This window comes from Sphingomonas sp. GW821-FHT10F11, from assembly GCF_058809095.1.
This window is the reverse complement of record NZ_JBXASH010000002.1, coordinates 457,391-479,625: the sequence shown is the minus strand read 5'-3', so window position 1 is coordinate 479,625 and position 22,235 is coordinate 457,391. Positions and strand designations below refer to the sequence as shown.

Here is a 22,235-nt window from a genome sequence, read left to right as displayed (position 1 = left end):
GGCAAGCCCCGAGAAACTTGCTAGAGCCTCGGCCCTGTATGACCAGTACCGAATCCAGCGTGAATTTCCGCCTCCGCCGCGACGTTGAGGGGATTCGAGGTTTCGTCGAGCGCGTCTGGGGGCGCTGGTGGGTGAAGACGCTCGCCATTCTCGCGGTGCTGATCGCCATCGCCTATGCGATCTTCTGGTACGTCTTCGCCAGCGACCTGCCCTCGGTCGACAAGCTGCGCGCCTATGAACCGCCGCTGCCGACCAATGTGCGCGGCGTCGACGGCATCCCGATCCACAGCTATGCCCGCGAGCGCCGCGTCGAGCTGAGCTACGAGGAATATCCGCCCCTGCTCGTCCGCGCTTTCCTCGCCGCGGAAGACAAGACCTTTTTCGAGCATCACGGCGTCGATTATCCCGGCATGGCCGGCGCGGTGATCGACTATGCGACCAAGATGGGCACCGGCCGCCGCGCCAAGGGCGGATCGACCATCACCCAGCAGGTCGCCAAGAACCTGCTGATCGGCAACGTCTATTCGCCGACGCGCAAGATCAAGGAGGCGATCCTCGCCTACCGGATCGAGGACACGCTGACCAAGCAGCAGATCCTCGAACTCTATCTCAACCAGATCGCGCTCGGCCGGAACGCCTTCGGTGTCGAGGCGGCGAGCTATGCCTATTTCAACAAGGAGTTGAACCAGCTCGACCTCGCGCAGATGGCCTATCTCGCCATCCTGCCCAAGGGCCCGTCCAATTACGATCCGTTCCGCAACACGCAGCGCGCGCTCGACCGGCGCAACTATGTGCTGGGCGAGATGCTCAAGAACGACTTCATCGACCAGGCGCAACACGACAGGGCCGTGGCCGAACCGCTCGGCGCGGTGCCGCGCCAGACCCCGAAGACCGAGGTCGCCGGCGCCGGCTATTTCGTCGAGGAAGTCCGCCGCCAGCTGATCGACAAGTTCGGCGAGGACGAGAAGGCGGGACCGTACAGCGTCTATTCGGGCGGCCTGTGGGTGCGCACCTCGCTCGACACCAAGATCCAGCTCGACGCCCAGACGGCGCTGCGCAACGGCCTGCTCCGCTTCGACCGCGGCCGCGGCTGGAGCGGCCCGCTGCGCCATGTCGAGATTGCCCGCGACAATTGGCAGTCGGCGCTGCTCAACACCAATCTCCGGCTCGACTATCTCGACTGGCGCGCCGCGATCGTCACCGCGATCGGCGGCGGATCGGCCACGCTCGGCTTCGGCAACGGCCAGACCGGCACCTTGCCGAGCTGGGGCGCGCAGATGCCGGTGCGCGGCCAGGGCGGCACCGCCTTCGCCGCGTTGAAGGTCGGCGATATCCTGGCGGTCGCGCCCGAGGGCGGCGCCTTCGCGCTGCGCTCGGTTCCCAAGATCTCGGGCGGTTTCGTCGTCGAGGAACCGGCGACCGGCCGTGTGCTGGCGATGCAGGGCGGGTTCGATTCGAGCATCCAGTCGTTCAACCGCGCCACCCAGGCGATGCGCCAGCCGGGCTCGACGATCAAACCGATCGTCTATGCCGCGGCACTTCAGGGTGGCATGACCCCCGCCTCGATCATCATCGACGGGCCGTTCTGCGTCTATCAGGGCGCGAAGCTCGGCCAGAAATGCTTCCGCAACTTCGGCGGCGGCGGATCGGGCCCGCACACCATGCGCTGGGGCGTCGAGCAGTCGCGCAACCTGATGACCGTCCGCGCCGCCTCGCAGACCGGCATGGAGCATGTCGTGTCGCTGATGGACCGGATCGGCGTCGGCAAATATCCGCCCTATCTCTCCTTCGCGCTGGGCGCGGGCGAGACGACGGTGATGCGCATGGTCAACGCCTATGCGATCCTTGCCAACCAGGGGCGCGGCCATCCCGCGACCCTGATCGATTTCGTGCAGGACCGTCACGGCAAGGTGATCTGGCCGGAGAACTGGCGCGCCTGCGATCGTTGCAACGCACCCGACTGGAACGGCAAGGCAATGCCCCGCCCGGTGACGCGCGGCCGCCAGATCGTCGACGCGATGAGCGCCTATCAGATGGTGCATATCGCCGAGGGCGTGATCCAGCGCGGCACCGCGACCGTGCTGCGCGATCTCGACCGGCCGATGTTCGGCAAGACCGGCACCAATTCGGGCCCGACCGATGTGTGGTTCATCGGCGGCACGCCGCAGATGATCGGCGGCGTCTATATCGGCTATGATTCGCCGACCAGTCTTGGCGGCTATGCCCAGGGCGGCACGGTCGCCGCGCCGATCTTCAAGGAATTTGCGGTGAAGGCCTATGAGGGGATGGAGAAGATCCCGTTCCGCGCGCCCGCCGGCATGCGCATGGTCAGGATCGACCGCGCCTCGGGCAAGCCGGTGTTCGGCGCCTGGCCGACCACCGACCCCAAGGCCAGCGTGATCTGGGAAGCGTTCAAGCCCGAGAGCGAACCGCGCCGTGCCGCGCGCAGCAACAGCGAAGAAGACGCGGCCGACAAGCCCAGGGAAGTGAAGCCGGTCGAGCGCCAGGAAGCGGCGCCGCGCGACAGCGACTTCCTGCAGCGCCAGGGTGGAATCTATTAGCGGGAGAGACCATGCCGAAACGCCTTCAGGCGCGCTGAACGGGCGCTAAATCGCATCGAATGGCACCGGCTCCTTGCCAAGGACGGGCGGAATCTACTAGCCCGCCCTATATATCCCTGCGAGCCGGCATCTGCCGGCATGACGAGTATTTTCCGGAGTTTCCACCATGCGCGCCGAAGCGCAGGCTCATGTCGACACCATCAATGACGCGCTCGCGCTGCTTCGCCGCTTCCTCGATTGGGACCGTGCGTTACGCCGGCTCGACGAGCTCAACGCGCGCGTCGAGGACCAGGCGCTCTGGAACGACCCCAAGCTCGCCCAGGAGGTGATGCGCGAGCGTCGCCGCCTGGAGGAGGCGATCAACGCCACGCGCGCGATCCAGAGCGAGCTCGACGACACCGCCGAGCTGATCGAGATGGCCGAGGCCGAGGGCGACGAGGAAATGGCCGCCGACGGCACCAGAAGCCTCGCCGAGCTCGCCGTCCGTGCCGAGCACGACAAGATCCAGGCGCTGCTCGCCGGCGAGGCCGATGGCAACGATACCTATATCGAGGTCAATTCCGGTGCCGGCGGCACCGAGAGCCAGGACTGGGCCGGCATGCTCCAGCGCATGTACACCCGCTGGGCCGAACGCCGCGGCATGAAGGTCGAGCTGGTCGACCAGCATTCGGGCGAACAGGCCGGCATCAAGTCCGCGACTTTGCTGCTCAAGGGCGAGAACGCCTATGGCTATGCCAAGACGGAAAGCGGCGTTCACCGCCTCGTCCGCATCAGCCCCTATGACAGCGCCGCGCGCCGCCACACCAGCTTCGCCAGCATCTGGGTCTATCCGGTCATCGACGAGAATATCGAGGTCGAGATCAACGAGAGCGAGCTGCGCATCGACACCTATCGCGCCTCGGGCGCGGGCGGGCAGCACATCAACACGACCGATTCGGCCGTGCGCATCACGCATCTGCCCACCGGCATCGTCGTGCAGTGCCAGAACCAGCGCAGCCAGCACAAGAACAAGGCCGAGGCGTACAACCAGCTCCGCGCCAAGCTCTATGAGCGCGAGCTGCAGATCCGCGAGGCAGCGGCCAATGCGGAGAACGCCACCAAGACCGATATCGGCTGGGGCCACCAGATCCGTTCCTATGTGCTCCAGCCCTATCAGCTGGTGAAGGACCTGCGCACCGGCGTGACCTCGACCAGCCCGTCCGACGTGCTCGACGGCGATCTCGACCCGTTCATGGCGGCGGCGCTGTCGCAGCGGGTGACCGGCGAGACGGTCGAGGTGGAGGACGTCGATTGAGGCTAGCCGCGGCCCTGGCGTTGGCAGCCTTGCTGCTCGCGGGCTGCGAGCCGGGCCAGCCGCGCGTCGATAATGGAGAGGACAAGGCCGGCCCCTTCCCCGCCGCCGACCGACCCGTCGCGCACATCATCTCGTCGCGCTGGTCGACCGAGGAGGCTCGCGACCGGCTGAACGAAGCGGCCGAAGTGATGGATAAGGCCGGCATCAAGGCGGGCATGACCGTCGCCGATATCGGCGCAGGCGAGGGCTATTACACGATCCGCGCCGCCGCCCGTGTCGGCAAGGACGGTCGCGTGCTCGCCGAGGACATCGTCGCCGGCGTCCGCGACGCGCTGGCCGAACGAGTCGCGCGCGAGCGGCTCGACAATGTCAGCGTGCGCCTCGGTCTGCCTGCCAATCCTCGGCTGCCCGATGCCAGCTTCGATCGGGTGCTGATGGTGCACATGTACCATGAGATCGAGCAGCCCTATGAATTCCTCTGGCGCATGCGCCCCTCGCTGAAGCCCGATGGCCTGGTCGTGGTGGTCGACGCCAACCGGCCGACGCAGAATCACGGCACGCCGCCCGGCCTGCTCCGCTGCGAGATGGCGGCGGTCGGCTATAGCCAGGTCGAGATGCACGACATGCCCTCCGCCGGCGGCTATCTCGCCACCTTCCGTGCGGTCGGGCCGAGGCCGGAGCCGAAGGCGATCAAGCCTTGCCACGTTCCGCACTAGGCTGAGCGCACAGGCGTGGCCAGCGGCGATCCAGGGCCCGACGGCGAAGATCACGCGATCCTGCCATGGCGCATCGTGGCCGGCGCCTTTCTCCACTTCGCGGTCCCCGCCTATATCGTCACGGTGCCGCTCGCCTGCCTGTTCGCGGCACCGGCAGCTGCGACCATCGAGGATGTCCTCCGTCTCGCGCTGCCGTTCAGCGGCTGGTTCCTCGCACTCTATACCGCGTCCGGAACGCTCTTCTCGCTCGGTGCCGCCCTGCTCGACCCGATGCTTCGCCGATCGCGCCGCCGGCGCGATGCGCGCGATCCGCGAGTCGCAGCACAACGATCCGCCCAACGGCTGTCCCATGCCATCACTGAGGGACGGCGCCTGTACGGCGACAGGGCCCCGCCCGCGCTCGACAGGCTTTCGGCCGCGCAATGCGACCATGCCGATCCGCGCTGCCAGGCGCTGTCGTTCGACCTTGCCGAGATCGTGCGCACGTCCACAGCGGCCCTGACCACCGCGCCCGCCGAGCGCCGCGATGCGATCCTGGAGACGGCGACCGCCGCGCTCGATCGGATCGAGAATGCCGTCGCCGCGCTGCACGCGGAGCGCGGCCGGCTCGACGAAGGCGATGCCCTCACCATCGCGCGCTATGTCGAATCCCGTTACGGAACTTCCGATTTCGCTGGTGACCAGCATTGAACAGGCGTAAATAGACTTGGAGCGCGACTCTTGCGCTCGTCTAAAGGTCCCAAGGACACCTCCACAAAATGACAAATATGTACATGCTCGGCGCATCGGCCGTCGTGGTGCTCGTCGTCGTTTTACTTTTCACCATCTCTCGCTGTGTGCGATATGTCGGGAATAACCGCGTCGCCATCGTAGAGAAACTATGGAGTCGTCGCGGTTCCGTACCCGGCGGGCTAATCGCCCTCAATCGAGAGGCAGGATATCAGCCCGAGGTGTTGCGTGGCGGCTATCACTTTTTCGTGCCGTTTCAGTACCGGATTCACGCCCAGCCGCTGGTTACTATCCCGCAGGGCCAGGTCGGTTACATATTCGCACGAGATGGCGCGCCGCTCGGCCCGACCCAGACCCTGGCGAGCAACCTGCGCACCGCGGATTTCCTCGATGTGCGCCGCTTCCTGAGCGACGGTGGGCAGAAAGGCCCGCAGCGCACGATCCTGCGTGAGGGCACCTATGCCATCAACCTCGCCCAGTTCGTGATCATCACGCGCGAACATATCTACGGCCTGATGCTCGAGGCGGCTGACTACGCCCTGTTCGCCGAGATGCAGCATGTCATCGAGGAGCGCACCGGCTTCGGCGCGGTCGTGATCAAGGATGCGTCGGACCAGATCGGCGTGGTGACGGTGCATGACGGCCCGGCGCTCACCGCCGACCAGATCATCGCGCCCGAAGTCGGCACCGACCAGGCGAACCAGGCCACCTTCCATAACAGCTTCCAGGATCCCGAAAAGTTCATCGCCGCGGGCGGGCGCCGCGGGCGCCAGCTCCAGGTGCTGGTCGAGGGTAGCTATTTCATCAACCGCCTGTTCGCGACGGTCGAGATGGTCGCCAAGACGGTGATCGAGGTCGGCCATGTCGGCGTGGTGATCAGCTATACCGGCGACAACGGTGCCGACACCTCGGGCGACGACTACCGGCACGGCGAGCTGGTCGATCGCGGCACGCGCGGTGTCTGGAGCGACCCGCTGCTGCCGGGCAAATATGCCTTCAACACCTATGCCGGCAAGATCGTCATCGTGCCGACCACCAACTTCATCCTCAAATGGGATGCGGACACGACCGGGCAGCACAAGCTCGACGAGAACCTTTCGGAAGTGTCGCTGATCACCCGCGACGCGTTCGAGCCGACCTTGCCGCTCTCGGTCGTGGTGCACATCGATTACCGCAAGGCGCCGCTGGTGATCCAACGCTTCGGCGACATCAGGAAGCTGGTCGAGCAAACGCTCGACCCGATGGTCTCGGCCTATTTCAAGAACGTGGCGCAGAAGAAGACCTTGATCGAGTTGTTGCAGGAACGCTCCGACATTCAGGAGCAGGCCGGCGACGAGATGCGCGCCAAGTTCACCGGCTATAATCTCGAGCTGCAGGAGGTACTGATCGGCACGCCCCGCGCGGCCGCCGGCAACGACCAGATCGAGAAGGTGCTCCAGCAGCTGCGCGAGCGGCAGGTCGCCGAAGAACAGGTCACGACCTATCAGAAGCAGCGCATCGCCGCGCAGGGCGAGAAGGAACTGCGCGAGGCCCAGGCGCGCGCGCACCAGCAGACCGCGATCACTGAATCCGAGCTGTCGATCACCGTGCAGGAGAACCAGGGCAAGGCAGCGGTGAAACGCGCGACCCAGGATGCCGAGCAGACCCGTACGCTGGCCAAGGCCGAGTCGGACCGCATCCGGATCATCGGCGAGGGCGAGGCGGCGAAGGTCGTGGCGCTGGCGGGCGCCGAGGCTGACCGCATCACCAAGACCGGCCTCGCTACGGCCGAGACGATCGGGAAACAGGCAGCCGCCTCGGGCGGTGCGCAGTATCAGCTGACCCGTCAGGTGATCGAGCGGCTCGCCGAGGCACTGGAGAAATCGGGCGTCGACATCGTCCCGCGGGTGCAGATCAACACCGGCGGCGAACGCGAAGGCGGCGGATCGATCCAGGCGCTGATCGGCATGATGCTGTCCGAAAAGGGCATGGCGATGCTGGGCACGCCGGTGGCGGCCAACGACCATGTCGTCGTGCAGGACGATGAGGAAGGAGTCGCGGCCGAATAAGCCGGGGCACGGAGTGGGCGCGGTTTCGGGGCCGCGCCCGCCCCTCTATTGCGTTGTAAAGCGATCCGCCGCGTGTTCTTCTCACCGTCAGGCGGGCGCGAGTCCCGGCTCGGAGGAGGGTGACATGAAAAAACTGAATCTCTTCGCACTGACGGTGATGGTGATGGCGGCAGCGCCCGCAGCGACCGCGCAGGACCGGTATCGCGACCGGGAGTACGGGCCCCATATCACCGTCTTCGCGGATGACGATTTCCGCGGCAGGAGCATGGAGATCAGCGGACCGATCGATCGCCTTGGCCGCACCGGCATGGAAGATCGCATCTCCTCGATCCAGGTCGACAGCGGAAGATGGCAGGTTTGCGTCGACGACGATTATCGCGGTCGTTGCGAAGTCATCGATCGCTCGATCCGCCGCCTCACGCGGTTGGGACTGGACGACAAGATTTCCTCGATCCGCCCGCTTCGTCCACGCCGCCGACGCTGAACCGAGTCGGCCGGAAGTCCCATCCCCATAGGCAGCGCTCAAGCCGCTTGGCGCGCCGGGGCACGCACGCTATCTCAACGCGATGCAGCCCTATCTCGATCTCATGCAGCGCGTGCTCGACACCGGCGCGGAACAGATGGACCGCACCGGCACGGGCACGCTCTCCGTGTTCGGTCATCAGATGCGCTTCGACCTGGCGAAGGGCTTCCCGGTCCTCACCACCAAGAAGCTCCATCTCCGGTCGATCATCGTCGAACTGCTGTGGTTCCTGCGCGGCGACACCAACGTCCAATGGCTGCGCGACCGCAAGGTGAGCATCTGGGACGAATGGGCGGACGAGGGCGGCGAACTCGGCCCGGTCTATGGCAAGCAATGGCGCGACTGGGAGACGGCCGAGGGTCGCCATATCGACCAGATCGCCGAACTGATCGAGCAGATCAGGACCAGCCCCGCCTCGCGCCGCCAGATCGTCAGCGCGTGGAACCCGGGCGACCTCCACGCCATGGCGCTCGCACCCTGCCACTGCCTGTTCCAGACTCATGTCGCCAACGGGCGGCTGTCGCTCCAGCTCTATCAGCGCTCGGCCGACATCTTCCTCGGCGTGCCGTTCAACATCGCCAGCTATGCGCTGCTCACCCATATGCTGGCGCAGCAATGCGGGCTCGAGCCGGGCGAGTTCATCTGGACCGGCGGCGACTGTCATCTCTATTCGAACCATCTCGACCAGGCCCGCGAGCAGCTGTCGCGCGACCCCGGCCCGCTGCCGCGGCTCGAAATCCTGCGCAAGCCGGGCGGCATCGACCAATATGAATATGAGGATTTCCGCCTCGTCGGCTACGAGGCGCAGGCGCACATCAAGGCGCCTGTCGCGGTCTAGTCGGAACCCGCCATCTGCTGCGAGAAGTCGAGCACGATGAACTCGGCCGGGTGGATCATCTGCAACTTGACCGAGAGGCGCATCACATCGTCCAGCATATCCTGGCCGGTCATGGTCGATCCGAGCCCGATCGATACCTGGAATGCGTCCGACGCCTTATCCCCCATCAACCCGCCCTGCTGCCAGAGCCCGGTCAGGAAATTGGAGATCATCGCGTCAACGCTCGCCCAGGTCTGTGGCGTGTTGGCCGCGAAGACGAAGGACTGGAGCGCCGCTTTGATCGACTGCTCGATATAGATGAGCGTCCGCCGTACCTGGATATAGCGATAGTCGTTGCTGTTGCCGTCGAGCGTGCGGGCGCCCCAAACCACCACGCCCCGCCCGGCGAACAGGCGGATCGCGTTTACCGCGAGGCCGTCCAGCGGCATGTTCATGCCGCCCTGTTCGTCGTCGTTGATCGGGATCGTCACCCCCTCGACCATCGCGACCGAGAGGTTCGCCGGCGGATTCCATACACTACGCGACGTGTCGGTGTCCGCGTAGAGCCCGGCCATCGCCGGCGACGCCGGCATGATCCGCCGATTGCCGCCGATCACCGCATCGAGATAGGGGAAATAGCTCGCGCCATAGCTGCTAGCGTCGCCCGACAGGTTCATGCCGGCGCGGAAGCGGGCGGTCGCAGCTTCGATCAACTCGGGCGTATGATTGGCCGGATCGCGGCCGCCGGGCACGTCGAGGATCGCGAATCGGTCCTGCAGGGTAGCGCCCTGATTCACCATCGCACAGGCAAAGGGATAATAATCCGCCTCCGCCATCGCCAGCGCATCCGGCGCGACCAGCAAGGTTGGCCCGCTTAGCCGCGCGAGTGCTTCGAGACCGGCATGGAGGCGCTGCGGCGCGAGCCCGGCCTCGCCCAGATCGGCCGTGAAATCCGCGAAGGTGCCGACCGACACGACATAGCAGCTACCGCCGCCATTGCCGAAGAACATGGCAAGGCTTTCCCAGAGGATCGGCGCGACCTTCGTCGCATCGCCAGTCCAGCCAGCGCCGAACAATGCCTGATAGTCCGTCAGCGACGCAATTTTCGTGGGGAGGTTGATGAGCGATCGTCCACTATCCGGTTCGATCGCTTTCTCGCTGTACCCGATAAAGGCCGGGGCGGCTGTCGCCACGCCGACGATCGAGGGCGGAAAGGCCGGCAGTTCCTCGACATAGACGCCCGGCGTCTTGCGTAGCTCGTCCATTTCCACCCCCCGATGCTGTACCGCGAGCCTAACAGGCGGCCTGCCCCGCGCAACGACCGATACCGCCGCGGCCGGCTCCATTTCCCGCCCCGATTCAGCGCCCGTTCAGTCAGACGATTACATATGTAGTCGGACAAGGACAAAGGGAGAAAAAGCGTGCGGGAGATTCATTTCACGATCATCACGGCGGCACTGGCCGCCGCGCTGCTGCAATTGCTGGTGACTCAGACCGCGGCGCAAACAAACACTCAGGCTTCCACGCAGAAGTCGGCAAAGCCCGGGGCGAAGCTCGCCTGCGGCTGTGCCCCGAGGGCGATCCTGTCATGATCGGCACAAGGCGGTGGCACCATGCCCTCGCCCATCGCATAAGCGGCTCATGTCGATCTCGCCACGCATCACCCTCCACCTCGCCCGCGCCGACAATGGCGTGATCGGGCGCGACGGGGGGCTGCCCTGGCGCCTGCCCGCCGATCTCAAGCGCTTCAAGGCCCAGACCATGGGCAAACCGATGATCATGGGCCGCAAGACCTTCGAGAGCTTCCCTGCTCCCCTGCCCGGCCGCCGCCATATCGTCCTGACCCGGGATGCGGGCTGGTCGGCACCGGGCGCGGAAGTGGCGCATTCGGTCGACGAGGCGATCGCCATGGCCGACGCCCCCGAGATCGCCGTGATCGGCGGCGCGGAGGTCTTCGCCCTGTTCCTCGCCCGAGCCGACTGTATCGAGCTGACTGAGGTCCATGCCGCGCCGGAGGGCGATGCTGTCGTCCCCGCTTTCGCCGGCTGGCGCGAGACCGGGCGCGAGGACCATCCCGCCGAGGGCGAGCGGCCGGCCTACAGCTTTGTGACGTTGGAGCGACCATGACCCGTCACCCCGGACTTGTTCCGGGGTCCATCGTCCCGCATACCCAGACCAACCGGTTCTATCGGCGCCATAGATGCCGCAACAAATCCGGCACGACGGAGGGGTGACATGCGCAAATGGCTCTGGGGCATCCTCGCCCTGATTCTGATCGCCGCGATCGCCTTTTTCACCCTCGCCCCGGCCATGATCGAGCGCTCGATGAACAAGGTCGCGCCGGTCGCGCTGAAGATCACGCCTCATGCCCGCGCGCTCCACGCCACTTTGCAGGTCGCGGACATGCATGCCGACACCCTGTTGTGGAAACGCAGCCTGCTCGACCGGGTCGACCGCAGCCAGGTCGATCTGCCCCGGCTGATCCAGGGCAATTATGCCCTGCAGGTCTTCTCCTCGGTGACCAAGACGCCCAAGGGCCAGAATTACGACGCGAACACCGGCGATACCGACAATATCACTCCGCTCGTCATCGCGGACCTTCAGCCACCGCGGACCTGGAATTCGTTGCTCGAACGCTCGCTGTGGCACGCGACCAAGCTCGATCGGTATGCCGCCGCCTCGAACGGCCAGTTCCGGGTGATCCGCACCCCCGCCCAGCTCGACACGCTGTTGGCGGATCGCGCCTCGGGCAGCAAGGTCGTGGGCGGCATGCTCTCGATCGAGGGATTGCAGGATCTCGAGGGCAAGCTCGGCAATCTCGACCGGCTCCACGCCGCCGGCTTCCGCATGGCGGGGCTTGCGCATTTCTTCGACAATGATGTGGCCGGGTCGATGCATGGCGTGGCCAAGGGCGGCCTTTCGCCGCTCGGCGTGCAGGTTGTGCGGCGGATGGAAAAGCTCGGCATGATCGTCGACGTCGCGCATTCGAGCCATGCGGCGACGGCGCAGGTGATCGCCATGGCCAGGCGCCCGATCGTCGCCAGCCACACCGGCGTGCAGGCGACCTGCAAGGTCAACCGCAACCTGACCGACGACGAGATCCGCGGCATCGCCCGGACCGGCGGCGTGATCGGCATCGGTTATTGGGACGCGGCGATCTGCTCGACGAAGCCCGAAGCCGTCGCGGCCGCGGTCGCGCATGTGCGGGACGTGGTCGGGATCGACCATGTCGGCCTCGGCTCCGATTTCGACGGCGCGGTGGTCACCGGCTTCGATGCGAGCCAGGTCGTCGCGGTGACCCAGGCGCTGATCGACCGGGGTTTTTCGGATGCGGACATCGCCAAGGTGATGGGCGGCAATGTGCTTCGGGTACTGCGCGCAGGGATCGCGCCTTCCTGATCCTCCCCATGCCGGGGAGGATTGTGTCTCTTGCTTCGCGCCCCTATGCCCGAACCCATGGAGCGGCTTGACGGCGGCTCGGTGGTGCCTCCCGAACTTCGGGGCGGGATCGTCGCGCTGGGGAATTTCGACGGGTTCCACATGGGGCATCAGGCAGTGGTCGGCCGCGCGGTCGAGCGCGGTCGCGCGGAAGGCCGTCCTGTGCTGGTCGCCACCTTCGATCCGCATCCGGTGCGCCATTTCAAACCCGACGCCGCGCCCTTTCGCCTGACCACGCTCGACCAGCGCGAGGAGCTGTTCGCCGCCGCCGGTGCCGACGCGATGATCATTTTCCACTTCGATGCCGCGCTCGCCGGGCTGACCGCGATGGAGTTCGTCGCCGATCGCCTGCTCGACAAGATCGGCGTGCGCGGCGTGGTGACGGGAGAGGATTTCACCTTCGGCAAGGCGCGCGGCGGCAATGTCGACGTGCTGGCCGATCTGGGCGCGAAGAACGGCTTTTCGGTCGACACGGTCGCGCCGGTGGAACTGGACGGCGAGGAAGTCTCCTCGAGCCGGATCCGCGACCTGCTCGTCGCCGGCGATCCGCGCGGCGCGGCGCGGCTGCTCACCCGGCCCTTTGCGATCGAGGGCGTGGTCCAGCATGGCGACAAGCGCGGCCGCGAGATCGGCTATCCGACCGCCAATATCGAGATGGGCAATTATCTGCGCCCGGCTTACGGCATCTATGCGGTGCGCGGGCGGCTGCCCGACGGGCGGGTGCTCGACGGCGCGGCCAATCTCGGCGTCCGCCCCAGCTTCGATCCGCCGCGCGAGCTGCTCGAGCCCTATTTCTTCGATTTCTCGGGCGACCTGTACAACCAGACGATCGAGATCGCGCTGGTCGACTTCCTCCGTCCGGAGGCGAAGTTCGACAGCCTCGACGCCCTGACCGCGCAGATGGAGAAGGATTGCGCCCGGGCGAAGGAACTGCTCGCGGGCTAGAGCGAAGGCTCCCACTCCCGTTCGTCCCGAGTAGCGATCGAGCTTGTCGAGAGCGCATATCGGGGGACAGGCGTCACGCGCCCCACCTGTACCTCGATACGAGCCCTCGATACGGCTGCGCCTACTCGGTCTCTACTCGGCACGAACGGATACGACGCAATCGGCGCTAGCGAGCCTGCGCGGGCGGCATCGTTCATGGGAGAAGCAAGCTTGGCCCGCGCAGGGCTCGCGCGACCGCGCTGCCGGGAAGCGCGCGAACGCAAAATGGGGGCCGGCATCGCTGCCGACCCCCTGTCGCCGGACTTCGATCCGCTTGGTATCTCCGAAGAAATACCCGCGCCCTCTGGTTTCGGCGGCACGCTCCACCCATGCCGCGAACGGCATCAGGCTTCGCATTTTGGTCACCGGGGTCGGGCGCGATACCCTTTCGGGCCTCAACGCCGCGACCTCCGGCGGCCAGCTCGATCATCAGGCCGAAACCCGACAATCGCGCTTTGGCCACTATCTCCGAACCACCTTCCACCCGTTGCCAGGCGGCGCGTATCCGGTCTTCACGGCCACGCCCTTCCCCATCACTGGGATCGAAAAGGACGCTTGGACCATCTTTCCTTGCCGGTCCGCCAAGCCTTCGCTTACGCGACGGCGGGCTTTCCTGCTCGGTCCGACACTCCCCCAACGTCATGGACGGTTTCCTTGCGGCACCTTTCCACGACCCTGGCATAAGTGGCTGATGTCTCTGCGATTTCTCGCTTCCTCATCCTCCGCTTACAGTCATGATGCTGTCATTGAATCCGAGTCGTGCAAAGGGTCAAACGACACAGGGCGCCTGTGGATAACGTGGATATCGTGGAGAAGAAGCCACTGCCCTTCCGGCCCTGCATCTTGATGAACGGCATGTTGTTTCAGGTTCATGCAACCTCTGTCAGAGCGGAAGCGTTACGACCCCGATATTGATTCAAGGCAAGGGAGTAGAACAATGCGCAAGATGATCATGGCGGCAGTCGCCGCCTCGCTCGTGATCCCGGCAACCATGGCCGTTCCGGTCAGCAGCGCCGAGGCCCGCAAGCATTACAAGTACAAGGAGTGGCGTGGCCGCGACGGCCGCACCTATTGCCGCAAGTCGGACGGCACGACCGGCCTGCTCGTCGGCGCCGTAGGCGGCGCCCTGGTCGGCCGCACGATCGACACGCACGGCGATCGCACCGTCGGCACGCTGGGCGGCGCGATCCTGGGCGGCCTCGCCGGTCGTGAGATCGACCGCAGCAACAGCAACAACCGGCGTCGCTGCCGCTAAACGATTTCTTTCGAGAAATAACGGCGAAGGGCGCGGCGCAAGTCGCGCCCTTCGTGTATCCGGGCCTCCCAATTGCAGGAGACCCACAATGACGACTCGCAGCGGATCGGCCCGGTACCAAGGTTTCGGCAAGGACGGCGTCGGCCATGTCTCGACTCAGTCGGGCGCGCTTGCCGACACACCCTATGGTTTCACCAGCCGGTTCGAGGAAGGTCCGGGCACCAACCCCGAGGAGTTGATCGCGGCCGCCCATGCGAGCTGCTTCACCATGGCGCTGAGCTTCGCCCTCGCCCGCGCGGGCTTCTCGGGCGGCACGCTCGAGACGAGCGCGAAAGTGACGCTCGAAAAGCAGGATGCCGGCTTCACCATCACCCGTTCGGACCTGGACCTGACCGCGACGATCGACGGAATCGACGCGGACCAGTTCGCCGAGATCGCGGCTGACGCCAAGGCGAATTGCCCCGTTTCGAAGGTACTGAACGCGGAGATCACCCTGACTCATCGCCTCAACGCCTGATTCTCAACCGATCGGCCCGAAACGACGAAGGGCCCGGCGAGCGATCGCCGGGCCCTTTATATCTGTGCGCGAAGAGTGTTGAATCAGATGATGCCGCCGCCCATGAACAGGCGGATCGCGCAGACGATGATCAGTACCAGGTTGAGGTTGCGCCCCATGTTGCTCGACGACAGCGCCCCGAGCGCCAGGCCGACGATGCCCAGCGGGATCGTCAGCCAGTTGAGCCAACCCAGGAACGGGATGAAGCCGACCAGGGTGAGCAGCAGCACCAGCAGGCCGACGAGGAGCGAGAGGATATTGAGCATAAGGCGAACATGACGGGCCCGGGGGCCGAGCGCAAGTATCATGGTGAATCGGCGCGCGCGGGACCGATCCGGTATTGCCAACGCTTCCTTAACCGGAAATGCGCCATGTTCAGAGGGTTGGAGCGGGAGCTTTTGGTCGAAATGGTGCGCAGTCGGTTCCGGGGCCTGACCCTATTCGTGCTGCCCGTGGCGCTCGCCGCGTGCGGGGCGCGGAGCGATGGCGACCGCAATCTCGATTCGCTCGACAATGAACTGGTCGACGGCAACAGCGCGAGCACGGCGCGCGACCCGGCGCTGATGAGCGCGTTGCAGGACCAGATCATGGTCGATCCGTCGCTCGCCCAACAGGCGAACAACGATGCGGTCCGCCCCCCTGCCCAGCCCTATTCCGGCGCCGTGCCGCCCGACGGCATCGCCGCCCCGCCCTCCGGCGCGGTCGCCGCCACCGGCGCCTCGACCAGCGAGACGCTGAAGAAAGCCCCCGCTCCCGGCGCCGATTGCCCGCAATGCGACGCGGCGCGCGAATCGCTGACGCTCGGCGCGCTCGCCGCGCGCCAGAAAGACAAGCGCACCAGCGGCTGTGCCGGCAACATGCGCTATTCGGCACGCTGGGCGCAGCGCCTGCCCGCCGACCTGCCGCTCTATCCAGACGCCCGTGTGTCGGAAGCCGCGGGCACCCAGGCCGGCGGTTGTGCGCTGCGTGCGGTCAGCTTCGCCAGCTCGGCGCCGCTGCAGACGGTACTCGACTGGTATTATACCCGCGCCACCAATGCCGGCTATTCGGCCGAGCACCAGGCCGAGGGCGCGGAGCACGTCCTTGGCGGCACCCGCGACCGCGACGACGGCGCCTTCGCCATCTTCCTGACCAGCCGCAACGATGGCGGGACGGACGTGGACCTGGTGGCGAACAACGGGAATTGACCTAAACTCCCTCTCCCCTTGTGGGAGAGGGAAAACAGGTCTGTCCGTGAATAATCCCCCAAGGTTCTCATTTCCGCCAATCCGCGCTAACGGGACCACATGTTCCAACTTTTCCTCGTCATGCTCGGCGGTGCCGTGGGCGCCGGCGCGCGGCATCTCACCGGGCGTGCAACGCTCGCCGCGTTCGGGCCGGCCTTTCCCTTCGGCACGCTTGCCGTGAACCTGATCGGCGGGTTCGCCATGGGCCTGCTCGTCGGCAGCCTCGCCCGCCTTTCGGTGCCCGGCGAGAATTGGCGGCTGTTGCTCGGCGTCGGCGTGCTTGGCGGATACACGACCTTCTCCGCCTTCTCGCTCGATGTCGTGACGATGATCCAGCGTGGCGATCTGGGCGTTGCGGCACTGTACGTCACGATCTCGGTCGTCGGCTCGGTCCTGGCCCTGTTCGCCGGCCTCTCGCTGGTGCGGGTGGCGGTATGAGCGACAAGCCCAACACCAAGGACGAGTCGAACGTCCGCCAATTCAATGTCGGCGCCGATGACGACGGCATCCGGCTCGATCGCTGGTTCAAGCGGCATCTGCCCGACACCAGCTTCACAACGGTCGCCAAATGGGCGCGGACCGGGCAGCTCCGCATCGATGGCGCGCGCGCGACGCCGGGCGACCGCATCGTCGCCGGCCAGTCGATCCGCGTACCGCCGGCCGAGCCGGTCCGCGCCGATGCACCGCAGAAGCGCGAGCGCCCGCCGCTGAGCGAAGAGCAGACCGATTTCATCCGCGAGACGGTGATCCACCGCGACAAGCAGGCGATCGTCATCAACAAGCCCGCCGGCCTCGCGACCCAGGGCGGCACCAAGACTCACGAGCATGTCGACGGCCTGCTCGATGGCCTGCAGTTCGAAGGCGAGAGCCGCCCGAAACTGGTCCACCGCCTCGACAAGGATACGAGCGGCGCGCTGCTGATCGCCCGCACGACGCGTGCCGCCGCCTTTTTCGCCAAGGCCTTCTCCTCGCGCAGCGCCAAGAAGACCTATTGGGCGCTGATCGTCGGCGTGCCCTCGATCGAGGACGGCACGATCGACTTGCCGATCGCCAAGCAGCCCGGCAGCGGCGGCGAGAAGATGCACGTCGACGAGAAGGAAGGCCAGCTCGCCCGATCGCGCTACCGGGTGATCGAGAGCGCGGGCAACACCACCGCCTGGGTCGAGCTGATCCCGCATACCGGCCGCACCCACCAGTTGCGCGTGCACATGGCGGCGATCGGCCATCCGATCGTCGGCGACGGCAAATATGGCGGCCAGGCCGCGTTCCTGACCGGCGGGATCAGCCGCAAGATGCACCTCCATTCGCGGCGCATCGCGGTCGACCATCCCGATGGCGGCAAGATCGACATCCAGGCCGAACTGCCCCAGCATTTCGCGGAAAGCCTGAAGCAGCTCGGCTTCGACGAGATGCTCGGCAACAACATGCCGCTCGATACCCCGCCACCGCCGAGCAAGGCCGTGAAGAAGCAGCAGGCCAAGGCGCACGCCAAGACGGTGCGCAAGGCTCGTCGCGGCGAACGGCGGAGTCGTGGAAGCGCGTGAGCGGTCGCGCCACCGAGCAGATTGCCGACGAGATCAGATCGGCGTTTCCGGCGATCCGGCCGCCCTTGTCCGAGCCGCTGAACAACAGCACGCAAGGCAGCGAGCCACTGTCCATCGTCACCGAATTCCAGGACAAGGACGATTGGACAAAGCTGGAAGCGGCATGGATCGACGAGGCGCCGGACGGATGGGCAAGCGCCCTGAACTTCCTCTCGCACGAGGCCGTATGTTTCTACCTTCCGGCCTACCTCCTCGCCGACTTGCTTGGCCGCCTCGAGCGCGCTGAGCCCGCGTCCCAATTGACGCATGGTTTCGACGATCTCACCCGAGACCAGCGAATTGAACCGGAAGAAGCACGAACCTGGACCGATTACGCAAAGGATCGGTGGGCGCGCCTTACCGGTCCTCAGGTGACGGCGGTGGTCCACTATCTCGAATGGCGCGTGGCCAATGATCCATTGCGGCTGGAGAGATCTGTATCCGAGGGTCTCGATAGCTATTGGCGCGGAAGAGCCGCCTCGATCGACGCTGGCTGAACCCGGGCGCACGCAAGGACGATACGCAAGGCCCGGCGCGGCGAACGGCGAAGCCGCTGGGGCGCCTGATGCGGGGCGAGGTGCCAATGCCATGGTGACGGCCTGACAGATATGCGGGCGGGGTTGAATCGAGCCTGGCTGTTGGAAATGTCAGTAGGGTCACTGACATTTTCTCGACCTGTTTATTTAAGTACCTGTATTTCTTATATATTTATTCCACCAAATGTCAGCCCGCGCGGTGCCTGTGACATGTTGCCGGCAAATGAGGCTGCGAGCGCGACGGTTCAGCGCTGTAATTTGGTCGCGAGAATGATCGAGGAGGTAGTCTTTTCGACCCCCTCCAGCATGCTGATCGCGTCGATCGGATCGTTGAGCCGGTTGACGTGCGGCGCCTCGCTGCCGTTCCAAGAGCGCCAGCTGATCCCCTCTCCAGCGGAAGAGAGGGGCCGTTGAAAGCGGCGCACGGGCGGGGGCGATCGGTCGGCAGGATGCCACCCTCACCCTCCCACAGCTTCGCAGCGGGCCCTTCCCTCTCCCGCTGGAAGAGAGAAGAAATAGCGCCACGATTGATTCCCACGGCATCTGCGCTACGGCCACCGTCATGCATCCGAACAAAGCCTTCCGCTTCGACAGCGACGCAGCGATGCTCGACTGGGCGTTCGCACGGGGCTTCGCGCATATCCTGGCCGCGACCGCCGAGGGGCCGATGGTCGCGCACGCGCCGATCGTCCCGGCGGGCGACAATGCCGCGCGTTTCCACCTCGCGCGTAGCAACCGCCTCACCCCATTGCTCGACGGCGCCCGCGTGATCCTGAGCATCGCCGGGCCGGACGGCTATATCACGCCCAACTGGTATGCCGATCCGGCCCAGCAGGTGCCGACCTGGAACTATGTCGCGGTCGAGATCGAAGGCACCGCGCGGACGATCGACGAGGATGCCCTGGTCGAGCAGCTCGACACGCTCGCCGCGATCCACGAGCCGCGCGTCATCCCCGAAAACCCCTGGACCCGCGCCAAGATGGACGATGCCCGGTTCCGCGCGATGCTGCGCGCGATCACCGGCTTCGAGGTGACGATCGAGGCGGTGCGCGGCACCAACAAGCTCGGCCAGAACAAGAGCGCGGCCGACAGGGCCGGCACGATCGAGGGCCTCGCCCGCTCCGGCAATATGGCGCTCAGCGATCTGATGAGGAACGCATGACCAACCGCCTTGCCCTGTTCGATTGCGACGGCACGCTCGTCGATAGCCAGGCCAATATCTGCCAGTCGATGGAGGAGGCGTTCCGGATCGGCGGACTCGTCGCGCCGGGCCGCGACGCGATCCGCCGGATCATCGGCCTGAGTCTGGTCGACGCGGTCGCGGCGCTCAGCCCCGATCTCGACGAAGCGCGGCACCGCGCGCTCGCCGAGGACTATAAGGCCACCTTCCTCTCCTTACGCGAATCGGGCGCGATGAACGAGGAGCCGCTGTTCGAGGGCATGATCGACGCGCTCGATGCGTTGGCAAGGGCTGGCTGGCTGTTCGGCGTCGCCACCGGCAAGTCGGATCGCGGCCTCGCCCGCATCCTCGACCATCACAAACTCGCCGACCGCTTCGTCACCTTGCAGACCGCCGATCGCCACCCGTCCAAACCGCATCCCTCGATGATCGAGCTGGCCATGGCCGAGGCCGGCGCCGCGCCCGAAACGACAGTGATGATCGGCGACACCAGCTATGACATGATGATGGCGCGCGCGGCGGGCACGCGGGCGCTGGGCGTCGCCTGGGGCTATCATCCGCCTGAAGAACTGCTCGCCGCCGGGGCGCATGCCGTCGCCACGACGGTGGCGAGCCTGCCCGACCATATGGAGACGGTATGACCGACCCCGATACCACCGCCCGCAACCGCTGGCTGGCGATGACGCTCACCCGCGTTGCCGGATCGGCCGGCGCGATCTTCGGCGTGGTGCTGCTTGGCCGCGCCCAGACGCTGGGCCCGAAGATCCTGGGCGTCGCGATCGTCCTGTCGGCGCTGGTGATGATCGCGACGGTGCCGCGTTCGCTCGCCCGGCGTTGGCGAACCCCGCCCGAGGCCTGACGGTGAAGCGATTCTGGAAAAGCGTCGCGATCGGCGAGGATCGCGGCATCACGCTCGACGGCAAGCCGGTGCGGACTCCCGGCAAGCAGCCGCTGATCCTCCCCACCCTTGCCCTGGCCGAAGCGGTCGCCGACGAATGGCGTGTCGTGGCCGAAGGCGCGGAAATCGATCCGCGTGCGATGCCGCTGACCGGTCTTGCCAACGCGGCGATCGAACGGATCGACCCGGCCGCCTTCGCTACGGGCCTCGCCGCGTTCGGCGAGAGCGACCTGCTCTGCTACCGCGCCGAGAGCCCCGACGATCTGGTCGCGCGCCAGGCGGCCTTGTGGGATCCGATCCTCGACTGGGCGCGGACTCGCTACGATGTGCATTTCGAGATCGCCTCGGGCGTGATGCACAAGCCCCAGCCGCCCGCGACGATCGCCCGGCTGGCCGAGGCGGTGGCGGCGCGCAATGCGTGGGAGCTGGCGGGGCTTTCGCCGATCGTCACCATCGGCGGCTCGCTGGTCGCCGCGCTGGCGCTCGCCGAGGGCGCGGCGACGGCGGAGGAGGTGTGGCGCGCTGTCGAGCTCGACGAGGACTGGCAGGCCGAGCAATGGGGCCGGGACGAACTGTCGCTCGGCGCGCTCGAATCGCGGCGGCGGGATTTCAATGCGGGGGTGCGGTTTCTGGGATTGCTCTGACTTCTGGCGGCGGCTCCACCACCGTTCGTCCCGAGTGCCATCGAGCTTGCCGAGATGGCGTATCGAGGGACACGCGTCTCGCACTCCAACCATGTCTCGATACGAGCTCTCGACAAGCTCGATCTCTACTCGACACGAACGGAATTCTTCCGGGCACCAAATACGATGCTGAGCCGGGCCTTACTCCCCCGTCGGCGAGGTCCGGATCAGCTTGCGGATGAACCCGATGATCCCGGTCTGGCGCGAGCGCTTCAGCCGTTCGGCCGCCAGGATCGTCTTCACACAGTCGAAGCAATGCTCGACATTGTCGTTGACCAGGACATAGTCGTAACCGTCCCAGTGGCTGACCTCGTTCGCCGCCCGATCCATACGTGCATCGATCACTTCCGCGGAATCGGTCGCGCGGCGTTCCAGCCGGGTGCGCAGCTCGGTCATCGAGGGCGGCAGGATGAAGACGCGGACGATGTCGCCGCCGGCGAGCTGGTGGAGCTGCTGCGCGCCCTGCCAGTCGATGTCGAACAGGATGTCGCGGCCCTGCTCGAGCACGTTCCAGACCTGCGCCTTGGGCGTGCCGTAGCGGTGGCCGAAGACATGCGCCCATTCGAGGAATTCGTGGTTCGCCACCATCGCGCGAAAGGTGTCGAGGTCGACGAAATGATAGTCGACTCCGTCCACCTCGCCGGGCCGGATCGGCCGGGTGGTATAGGAAACCGAGACGACCAGATCGGGCTGATCCTCGCGAAGCTTGCGCGCGATCGTCGATTTGCCAGCGCCCGACGGCGAGGAAAGAACGAAGAGTACACCGCGGCGTTTGAAGCCGTGCGGATCGGGATCGGGGGCGTCCATGCGCGCTAGTGGCGCGGGCGCCCTCCTCCCGTCAACCCGTCTTGCGGCAGATCAGCTTTTGGAGGGCCGCGGGCCCAGCACCGAATCGGTGAGCTTGCCCAGGCCGCGCAGCGCCAGCCAGCCCACCGCGAAGGTCACCGCGATCGGCACGATCACCCGCGCCGCGGTTGCGACGCCGGCGCCGATCAGGGCACCGTCCACGGTGCTGTCGTCGCCGCTGCGCTTGTCGATCGCGCCGCCGATCAGGCCGCCGATGATGGTGCTGGCTTTCATTGCGTGTCCCTCCGTTTCGAGGAGAAGAGCGCGTGAGCGGGCGGGTGGTTCCGTCCTCATTCCTCCCCGGAACGGGGAGGGGGACCATTCGCCTCTTCCGGCGAATGGTGGAGGGGCTGGGAGCGCGG

The 22,235-nt window shown here is 66.2% G+C and carries 26 protein-coding genes; 21 read left to right on the top strand and 5 right to left on the bottom strand.

Annotated elements, in window-relative coordinates; translation table 11 throughout:
• Nucleotides 1–38 precede the first annotated feature (38 nt).
• The 7 genes from AC1RT8_RS08620 (at nucleotide 39) to AC1RT8_RS08590 (ending at nucleotide 8,709) form a co-directional block, all read left to right on the top strand.
• Entirely contained in the window at nucleotides 39–2,561 is a 2,523-nt protein-coding gene (locus AC1RT8_RS08620; protein ID WP_493075197.1) for a penicillin-binding protein 1A, read from the top strand.
• Nucleotides 2,562–2,727: 166 nt separating this feature from the next.
• Nucleotides 2,728–3,855 (top strand): peptide chain release factor 2, encoded by a 1,128-nt coding sequence (gene prfB / locus AC1RT8_RS08615; RefSeq protein WP_493075196.1) that lies wholly within the window; start codon nucleotides 2,728–2,730, stop codon nucleotides 3,853–3,855.
• Between the two features lie 20 nt (nucleotides 3,856–3,875).
• Nucleotides 3,876–4,571: a class I SAM-dependent methyltransferase gene (locus AC1RT8_RS08610; RefSeq protein WP_493075195.1), complete on the top strand. Its 696-nt coding sequence runs from the start codon at nucleotides 3,876–3,878 to the stop codon at nucleotides 4,569–4,571.
• A gap of 15 nt (nucleotides 4,572–4,586) precedes the next feature.
• Nucleotides 4,587–5,261 carry a hypothetical protein gene (locus tag AC1RT8_RS08605; protein ID WP_493075194.1) on the top strand — a complete coding sequence of 225 codons (675 nt, stop codon included), beginning with the start codon at nucleotides 4,587–4,589 and terminating at the stop codon, nucleotides 5,259–5,261.
• Between the two features lie 68 nt (nucleotides 5,262–5,329).
• On the top strand, nucleotides 5,330–7,348 hold the full coding sequence (locus tag AC1RT8_RS08600; protein WP_493075193.1) for an SPFH domain-containing protein: 2,019 nt from the start codon (nucleotides 5,330–5,332) through the stop codon (nucleotides 7,346–7,348).
• 124 nt (nucleotides 7,349–7,472) lie between these two features.
• The gene (locus tag AC1RT8_RS08595; RefSeq protein ID WP_493075192.1) at nucleotides 7,473–7,832 is read left to right on the top strand and encodes a beta/gamma crystallin-related protein; all 360 of its coding nucleotides are present in this window, start codon (nucleotides 7,473–7,475) and stop codon (nucleotides 7,830–7,832) included.
• 82 nt (nucleotides 7,833–7,914) lie between these two features.
• On the top strand, nucleotides 7,915–8,709 hold the full coding sequence (locus AC1RT8_RS08590; protein ID WP_493075191.1) for a thymidylate synthase: 795 nt from the start codon (nucleotides 7,915–7,917) through the stop codon (nucleotides 8,707–8,709).
• On the opposite strand, the gene AC1RT8_RS08585 is transcribed toward AC1RT8_RS08590, so the two are convergent.
• On the bottom strand, nucleotides 8,706–9,953 hold the full coding sequence (locus AC1RT8_RS08585) for a phage tail sheath family protein (RefSeq protein ID WP_493075190.1): 1,248 nt from the start codon (nucleotides 9,951–9,953) through the stop codon (nucleotides 8,706–8,708). The two genes, AC1RT8_RS08590 and AC1RT8_RS08585, sit on opposite strands and share 4 nt — an antisense overlap.
• Nucleotides 9,954–10,109: 156 nt before the next feature.
• Between AC1RT8_RS08585 and AC1RT8_RS08580 the strand changes: the two genes are divergently transcribed.
• From AC1RT8_RS08580 to AC1RT8_RS08555, 6 genes are all read left to right on the top strand, one after another.
• Nucleotides 10,110–10,280, top strand: a complete 171-nt coding sequence (locus AC1RT8_RS08580) for a hypothetical protein (RefSeq protein WP_493075189.1) — start codon at nucleotides 10,110–10,112, stop codon at nucleotides 10,278–10,280.
• A 49-nt stretch (nucleotides 10,281–10,329) separates the two neighbouring features.
• The gene (locus tag AC1RT8_RS08575) at nucleotides 10,330–10,815 is read left to right on the top strand and encodes a dihydrofolate reductase (RefSeq protein WP_493075188.1); all 486 of its coding nucleotides are present in this window, start codon (nucleotides 10,330–10,332) and stop codon (nucleotides 10,813–10,815) included.
• 108 nt (nucleotides 10,816–10,923) lie between these two features.
• Nucleotides 10,924–12,087: a dipeptidase gene (locus AC1RT8_RS08570; protein ID WP_493075187.1), complete on the top strand. Its 1,164-nt coding sequence runs from the start codon at nucleotides 10,924–10,926 to the stop codon at nucleotides 12,085–12,087.
• A gap of 57 nt (nucleotides 12,088–12,144) precedes the next feature.
• On the top strand, nucleotides 12,145–13,071 hold the full coding sequence (locus AC1RT8_RS08565; RefSeq protein WP_493075186.1) for a bifunctional riboflavin kinase/FAD synthetase: 927 nt from the start codon (nucleotides 12,145–12,147) through the stop codon (nucleotides 13,069–13,071).
• A gap of 976 nt (nucleotides 13,072–14,047) precedes the next feature.
• Entirely contained in the window at nucleotides 14,048–14,365 is a 318-nt protein-coding gene (locus AC1RT8_RS08560; protein WP_493075185.1) for a glycine zipper 2TM domain-containing protein, read from the top strand.
• Nucleotides 14,366–14,453: 88 nt separating this feature from the next.
• Complete coding sequence (locus tag AC1RT8_RS08555) at nucleotides 14,454–14,882, top strand: OsmC family protein (protein WP_493075184.1); 429 nt, start codon at nucleotides 14,454–14,456, stop codon at nucleotides 14,880–14,882.
• A gap of 83 nt (nucleotides 14,883–14,965) precedes the next feature.
• On the opposite strand, the gene AC1RT8_RS08550 is transcribed toward AC1RT8_RS08555, so the two are convergent.
• Nucleotides 14,966–15,187, bottom strand: a complete 222-nt coding sequence (locus AC1RT8_RS08550; protein WP_493075182.1) for a hypothetical protein — start codon at nucleotides 15,185–15,187, stop codon at nucleotides 14,966–14,968.
• 105 nt (nucleotides 15,188–15,292) lie between these two features.
• Here AC1RT8_RS08550 and AC1RT8_RS08545 point away from each other — a divergent pair, with 105 nt between their 5' ends.
• The 4 genes from AC1RT8_RS08545 to AC1RT8_RS08530 all read left to right on the top strand — a co-directional run bounded on the left by AC1RT8_RS08545 (nucleotide 15,293) and on the right by AC1RT8_RS08530 (nucleotide 18,227).
• The gene (locus tag AC1RT8_RS08545) at nucleotides 15,293–16,108 is read left to right on the top strand and encodes a hypothetical protein (protein ID WP_493075181.1); all 816 of its coding nucleotides are present in this window, start codon (nucleotides 15,293–15,295) and stop codon (nucleotides 16,106–16,108) included.
• Between the two features lie 99 nt (nucleotides 16,109–16,207).
• A complete protein-coding gene (crcB, locus tag AC1RT8_RS08540) occupies nucleotides 16,208–16,585 on the top strand; it encodes a fluoride efflux transporter CrcB (RefSeq protein WP_493075180.1) in 378 nt (125 codons plus the stop codon).
• Nucleotides 16,582–17,691: an RluA family pseudouridine synthase gene (locus AC1RT8_RS08535; RefSeq protein ID WP_493075179.1), complete on the top strand. Its 1,110-nt coding sequence runs from the start codon at nucleotides 16,582–16,584 to the stop codon at nucleotides 17,689–17,691. Before crcB ends, AC1RT8_RS08535 begins: the two co-directional genes overlap by 4 nt.
• Entirely contained in the window at nucleotides 17,688–18,227 is a 540-nt protein-coding gene (locus AC1RT8_RS08530) for a DUF6714 family protein (protein ID WP_493075178.1), read from the top strand. The genes AC1RT8_RS08535 and AC1RT8_RS08530 overlap by 4 nt, the downstream gene beginning before the upstream one ends.
• A gap of 284 nt (nucleotides 18,228–18,511) precedes the next feature.
• Here the strand turns inward: AC1RT8_RS08530 and AC1RT8_RS08525 are convergent, their stop codons facing one another.
• A complete protein-coding gene (locus tag AC1RT8_RS08525; protein WP_493075177.1) occupies nucleotides 18,512–18,691 on the bottom strand; it encodes a hypothetical protein in 180 nt (59 codons plus the stop codon).
• 137 nt (nucleotides 18,692–18,828) lie between these two features.
• Here AC1RT8_RS08525 and AC1RT8_RS08520 point away from each other — a divergent pair, with 137 nt between their 5' ends.
• From AC1RT8_RS08520 to AC1RT8_RS08505, 4 genes are read left to right on the top strand one after another with little or no spacing between them, the layout of a single operon-like run.
• Nucleotides 18,829–19,428 carry an FMN-binding negative transcriptional regulator gene (locus tag AC1RT8_RS08520; RefSeq protein WP_493075176.1) on the top strand — a complete coding sequence of 200 codons (600 nt, stop codon included), beginning with the start codon at nucleotides 18,829–18,831 and terminating at the stop codon, nucleotides 19,426–19,428.
• Entirely contained in the window at nucleotides 19,425–20,087 is a 663-nt protein-coding gene (locus AC1RT8_RS08515; protein WP_493075175.1) for an HAD-IA family hydrolase, read from the top strand. The genes AC1RT8_RS08520 and AC1RT8_RS08515 overlap by 4 nt, the downstream gene beginning before the upstream one ends.
• On the top strand, nucleotides 20,084–20,305 hold the full coding sequence (locus AC1RT8_RS08510; RefSeq protein WP_465170096.1) for a hypothetical protein: 222 nt from the start codon (nucleotides 20,084–20,086) through the stop codon (nucleotides 20,303–20,305). Before AC1RT8_RS08515 ends, AC1RT8_RS08510 begins: the two co-directional genes overlap by 4 nt.
• 2 nt (nucleotides 20,306–20,307) lie before the next feature.
• Complete coding sequence (locus AC1RT8_RS08505; RefSeq protein WP_493075174.1) at nucleotides 20,308–20,988, top strand: ATP12 family chaperone protein; 681 nt, start codon at nucleotides 20,308–20,310, stop codon at nucleotides 20,986–20,988.
• Between the two features lie 180 nt (nucleotides 20,989–21,168).
• On the opposite strand, the gene gmk is transcribed toward AC1RT8_RS08505, so the two are convergent.
• Complete coding sequence (gmk, locus tag AC1RT8_RS08500) at nucleotides 21,169–21,834, bottom strand: guanylate kinase (protein ID WP_493075173.1); 666 nt, start codon at nucleotides 21,832–21,834, stop codon at nucleotides 21,169–21,171.
• 51 nt (nucleotides 21,835–21,885) lie between these two features.
• Nucleotides 21,886–22,107, bottom strand: a complete 222-nt coding sequence (locus AC1RT8_RS08495) for a hypothetical protein (RefSeq protein WP_493075172.1) — start codon at nucleotides 22,105–22,107, stop codon at nucleotides 21,886–21,888.
• Nucleotides 22,108–22,235 lie beyond the last annotated feature (128 nt).

Bases quoted from the DNA above. Each gene is read 5' to 3' on its own strand.
- AC1RT8_RS08620 (WP_493075197.1), top strand. From the start codon at position 39: ATGACCAGTACCGAATCCAGCGTGAATTTCCGCCTCCGCCGCGACGTT.
- prfB (WP_493075196.1), top strand. From the start codon at position 2,728: ATGCGCGCCGAAGCGCAGGCTCATGTCGACACCATCAATGACGCGCTC.
- AC1RT8_RS08600 (WP_493075193.1), top strand. From the start codon at position 5,330: ATGACAAATATGTACATGCTCGGCGCATCGGCCGTCGTGGTGCTCGTC.
- AC1RT8_RS08595 (WP_493075192.1), top strand. From the start codon at position 7,473: ATGAAAAAACTGAATCTCTTCGCACTGACGGTGATGGTGATGGCGGCA.
- AC1RT8_RS08590 (WP_493075191.1), top strand. From the start codon at position 7,915: ATGCAGCCCTATCTCGATCTCATGCAGCGCGTGCTCGACACCGGCGCG.
- AC1RT8_RS08585 (WP_493075190.1), bottom strand. From the start codon at position 9,953: ATGGACGAGCTACGCAAGACGCCGGGCGTCTATGTCGAGGAACTGCCG.
- AC1RT8_RS08575 (WP_493075188.1), top strand. From the start codon at position 10,330: ATGTCGATCTCGCCACGCATCACCCTCCACCTCGCCCGCGCCGACAAT.
- AC1RT8_RS08570 (WP_493075187.1), top strand. From the start codon at position 10,924: ATGCGCAAATGGCTCTGGGGCATCCTCGCCCTGATTCTGATCGCCGCG.
- AC1RT8_RS08565 (WP_493075186.1), top strand. From the start codon at position 12,145: ATGGAGCGGCTTGACGGCGGCTCGGTGGTGCCTCCCGAACTTCGGGGC.
- AC1RT8_RS08560 (WP_493075185.1), top strand. From the start codon at position 14,048: ATGCGCAAGATGATCATGGCGGCAGTCGCCGCCTCGCTCGTGATCCCG.
- AC1RT8_RS08555 (WP_493075184.1), top strand. From the start codon at position 14,454: ATGACGACTCGCAGCGGATCGGCCCGGTACCAAGGTTTCGGCAAGGAC.
- AC1RT8_RS08550 (WP_493075182.1), bottom strand. From the start codon at position 15,187: ATGCTCAATATCCTCTCGCTCCTCGTCGGCCTGCTGGTGCTGCTGCTC.
- AC1RT8_RS08545 (WP_493075181.1), top strand. From the start codon at position 15,293: ATGTTCAGAGGGTTGGAGCGGGAGCTTTTGGTCGAAATGGTGCGCAGT.
- crcB (WP_493075180.1), top strand. From the start codon at position 16,208: ATGTTCCAACTTTTCCTCGTCATGCTCGGCGGTGCCGTGGGCGCCGGC.
- AC1RT8_RS08535 (WP_493075179.1), top strand. From the start codon at position 16,582: ATGAGCGACAAGCCCAACACCAAGGACGAGTCGAACGTCCGCCAATTC.
- AC1RT8_RS08520 (WP_493075176.1), top strand. From the start codon at position 18,829: ATGCATCCGAACAAAGCCTTCCGCTTCGACAGCGACGCAGCGATGCTC.
- AC1RT8_RS08515 (WP_493075175.1), top strand. From the start codon at position 19,425: ATGACCAACCGCCTTGCCCTGTTCGATTGCGACGGCACGCTCGTCGAT.
- AC1RT8_RS08510 (WP_465170096.1), top strand. From the start codon at position 20,084: ATGACCGACCCCGATACCACCGCCCGCAACCGCTGGCTGGCGATGACG.
- gmk (WP_493075173.1), bottom strand. From the start codon at position 21,834: ATGGACGCCCCCGATCCCGATCCGCACGGCTTCAAACGCCGCGGTGTA.
- AC1RT8_RS08495 (WP_493075172.1), bottom strand. From the start codon at position 22,107: ATGAAAGCCAGCACCATCATCGGCGGCCTGATCGGCGGCGCGATCGAC.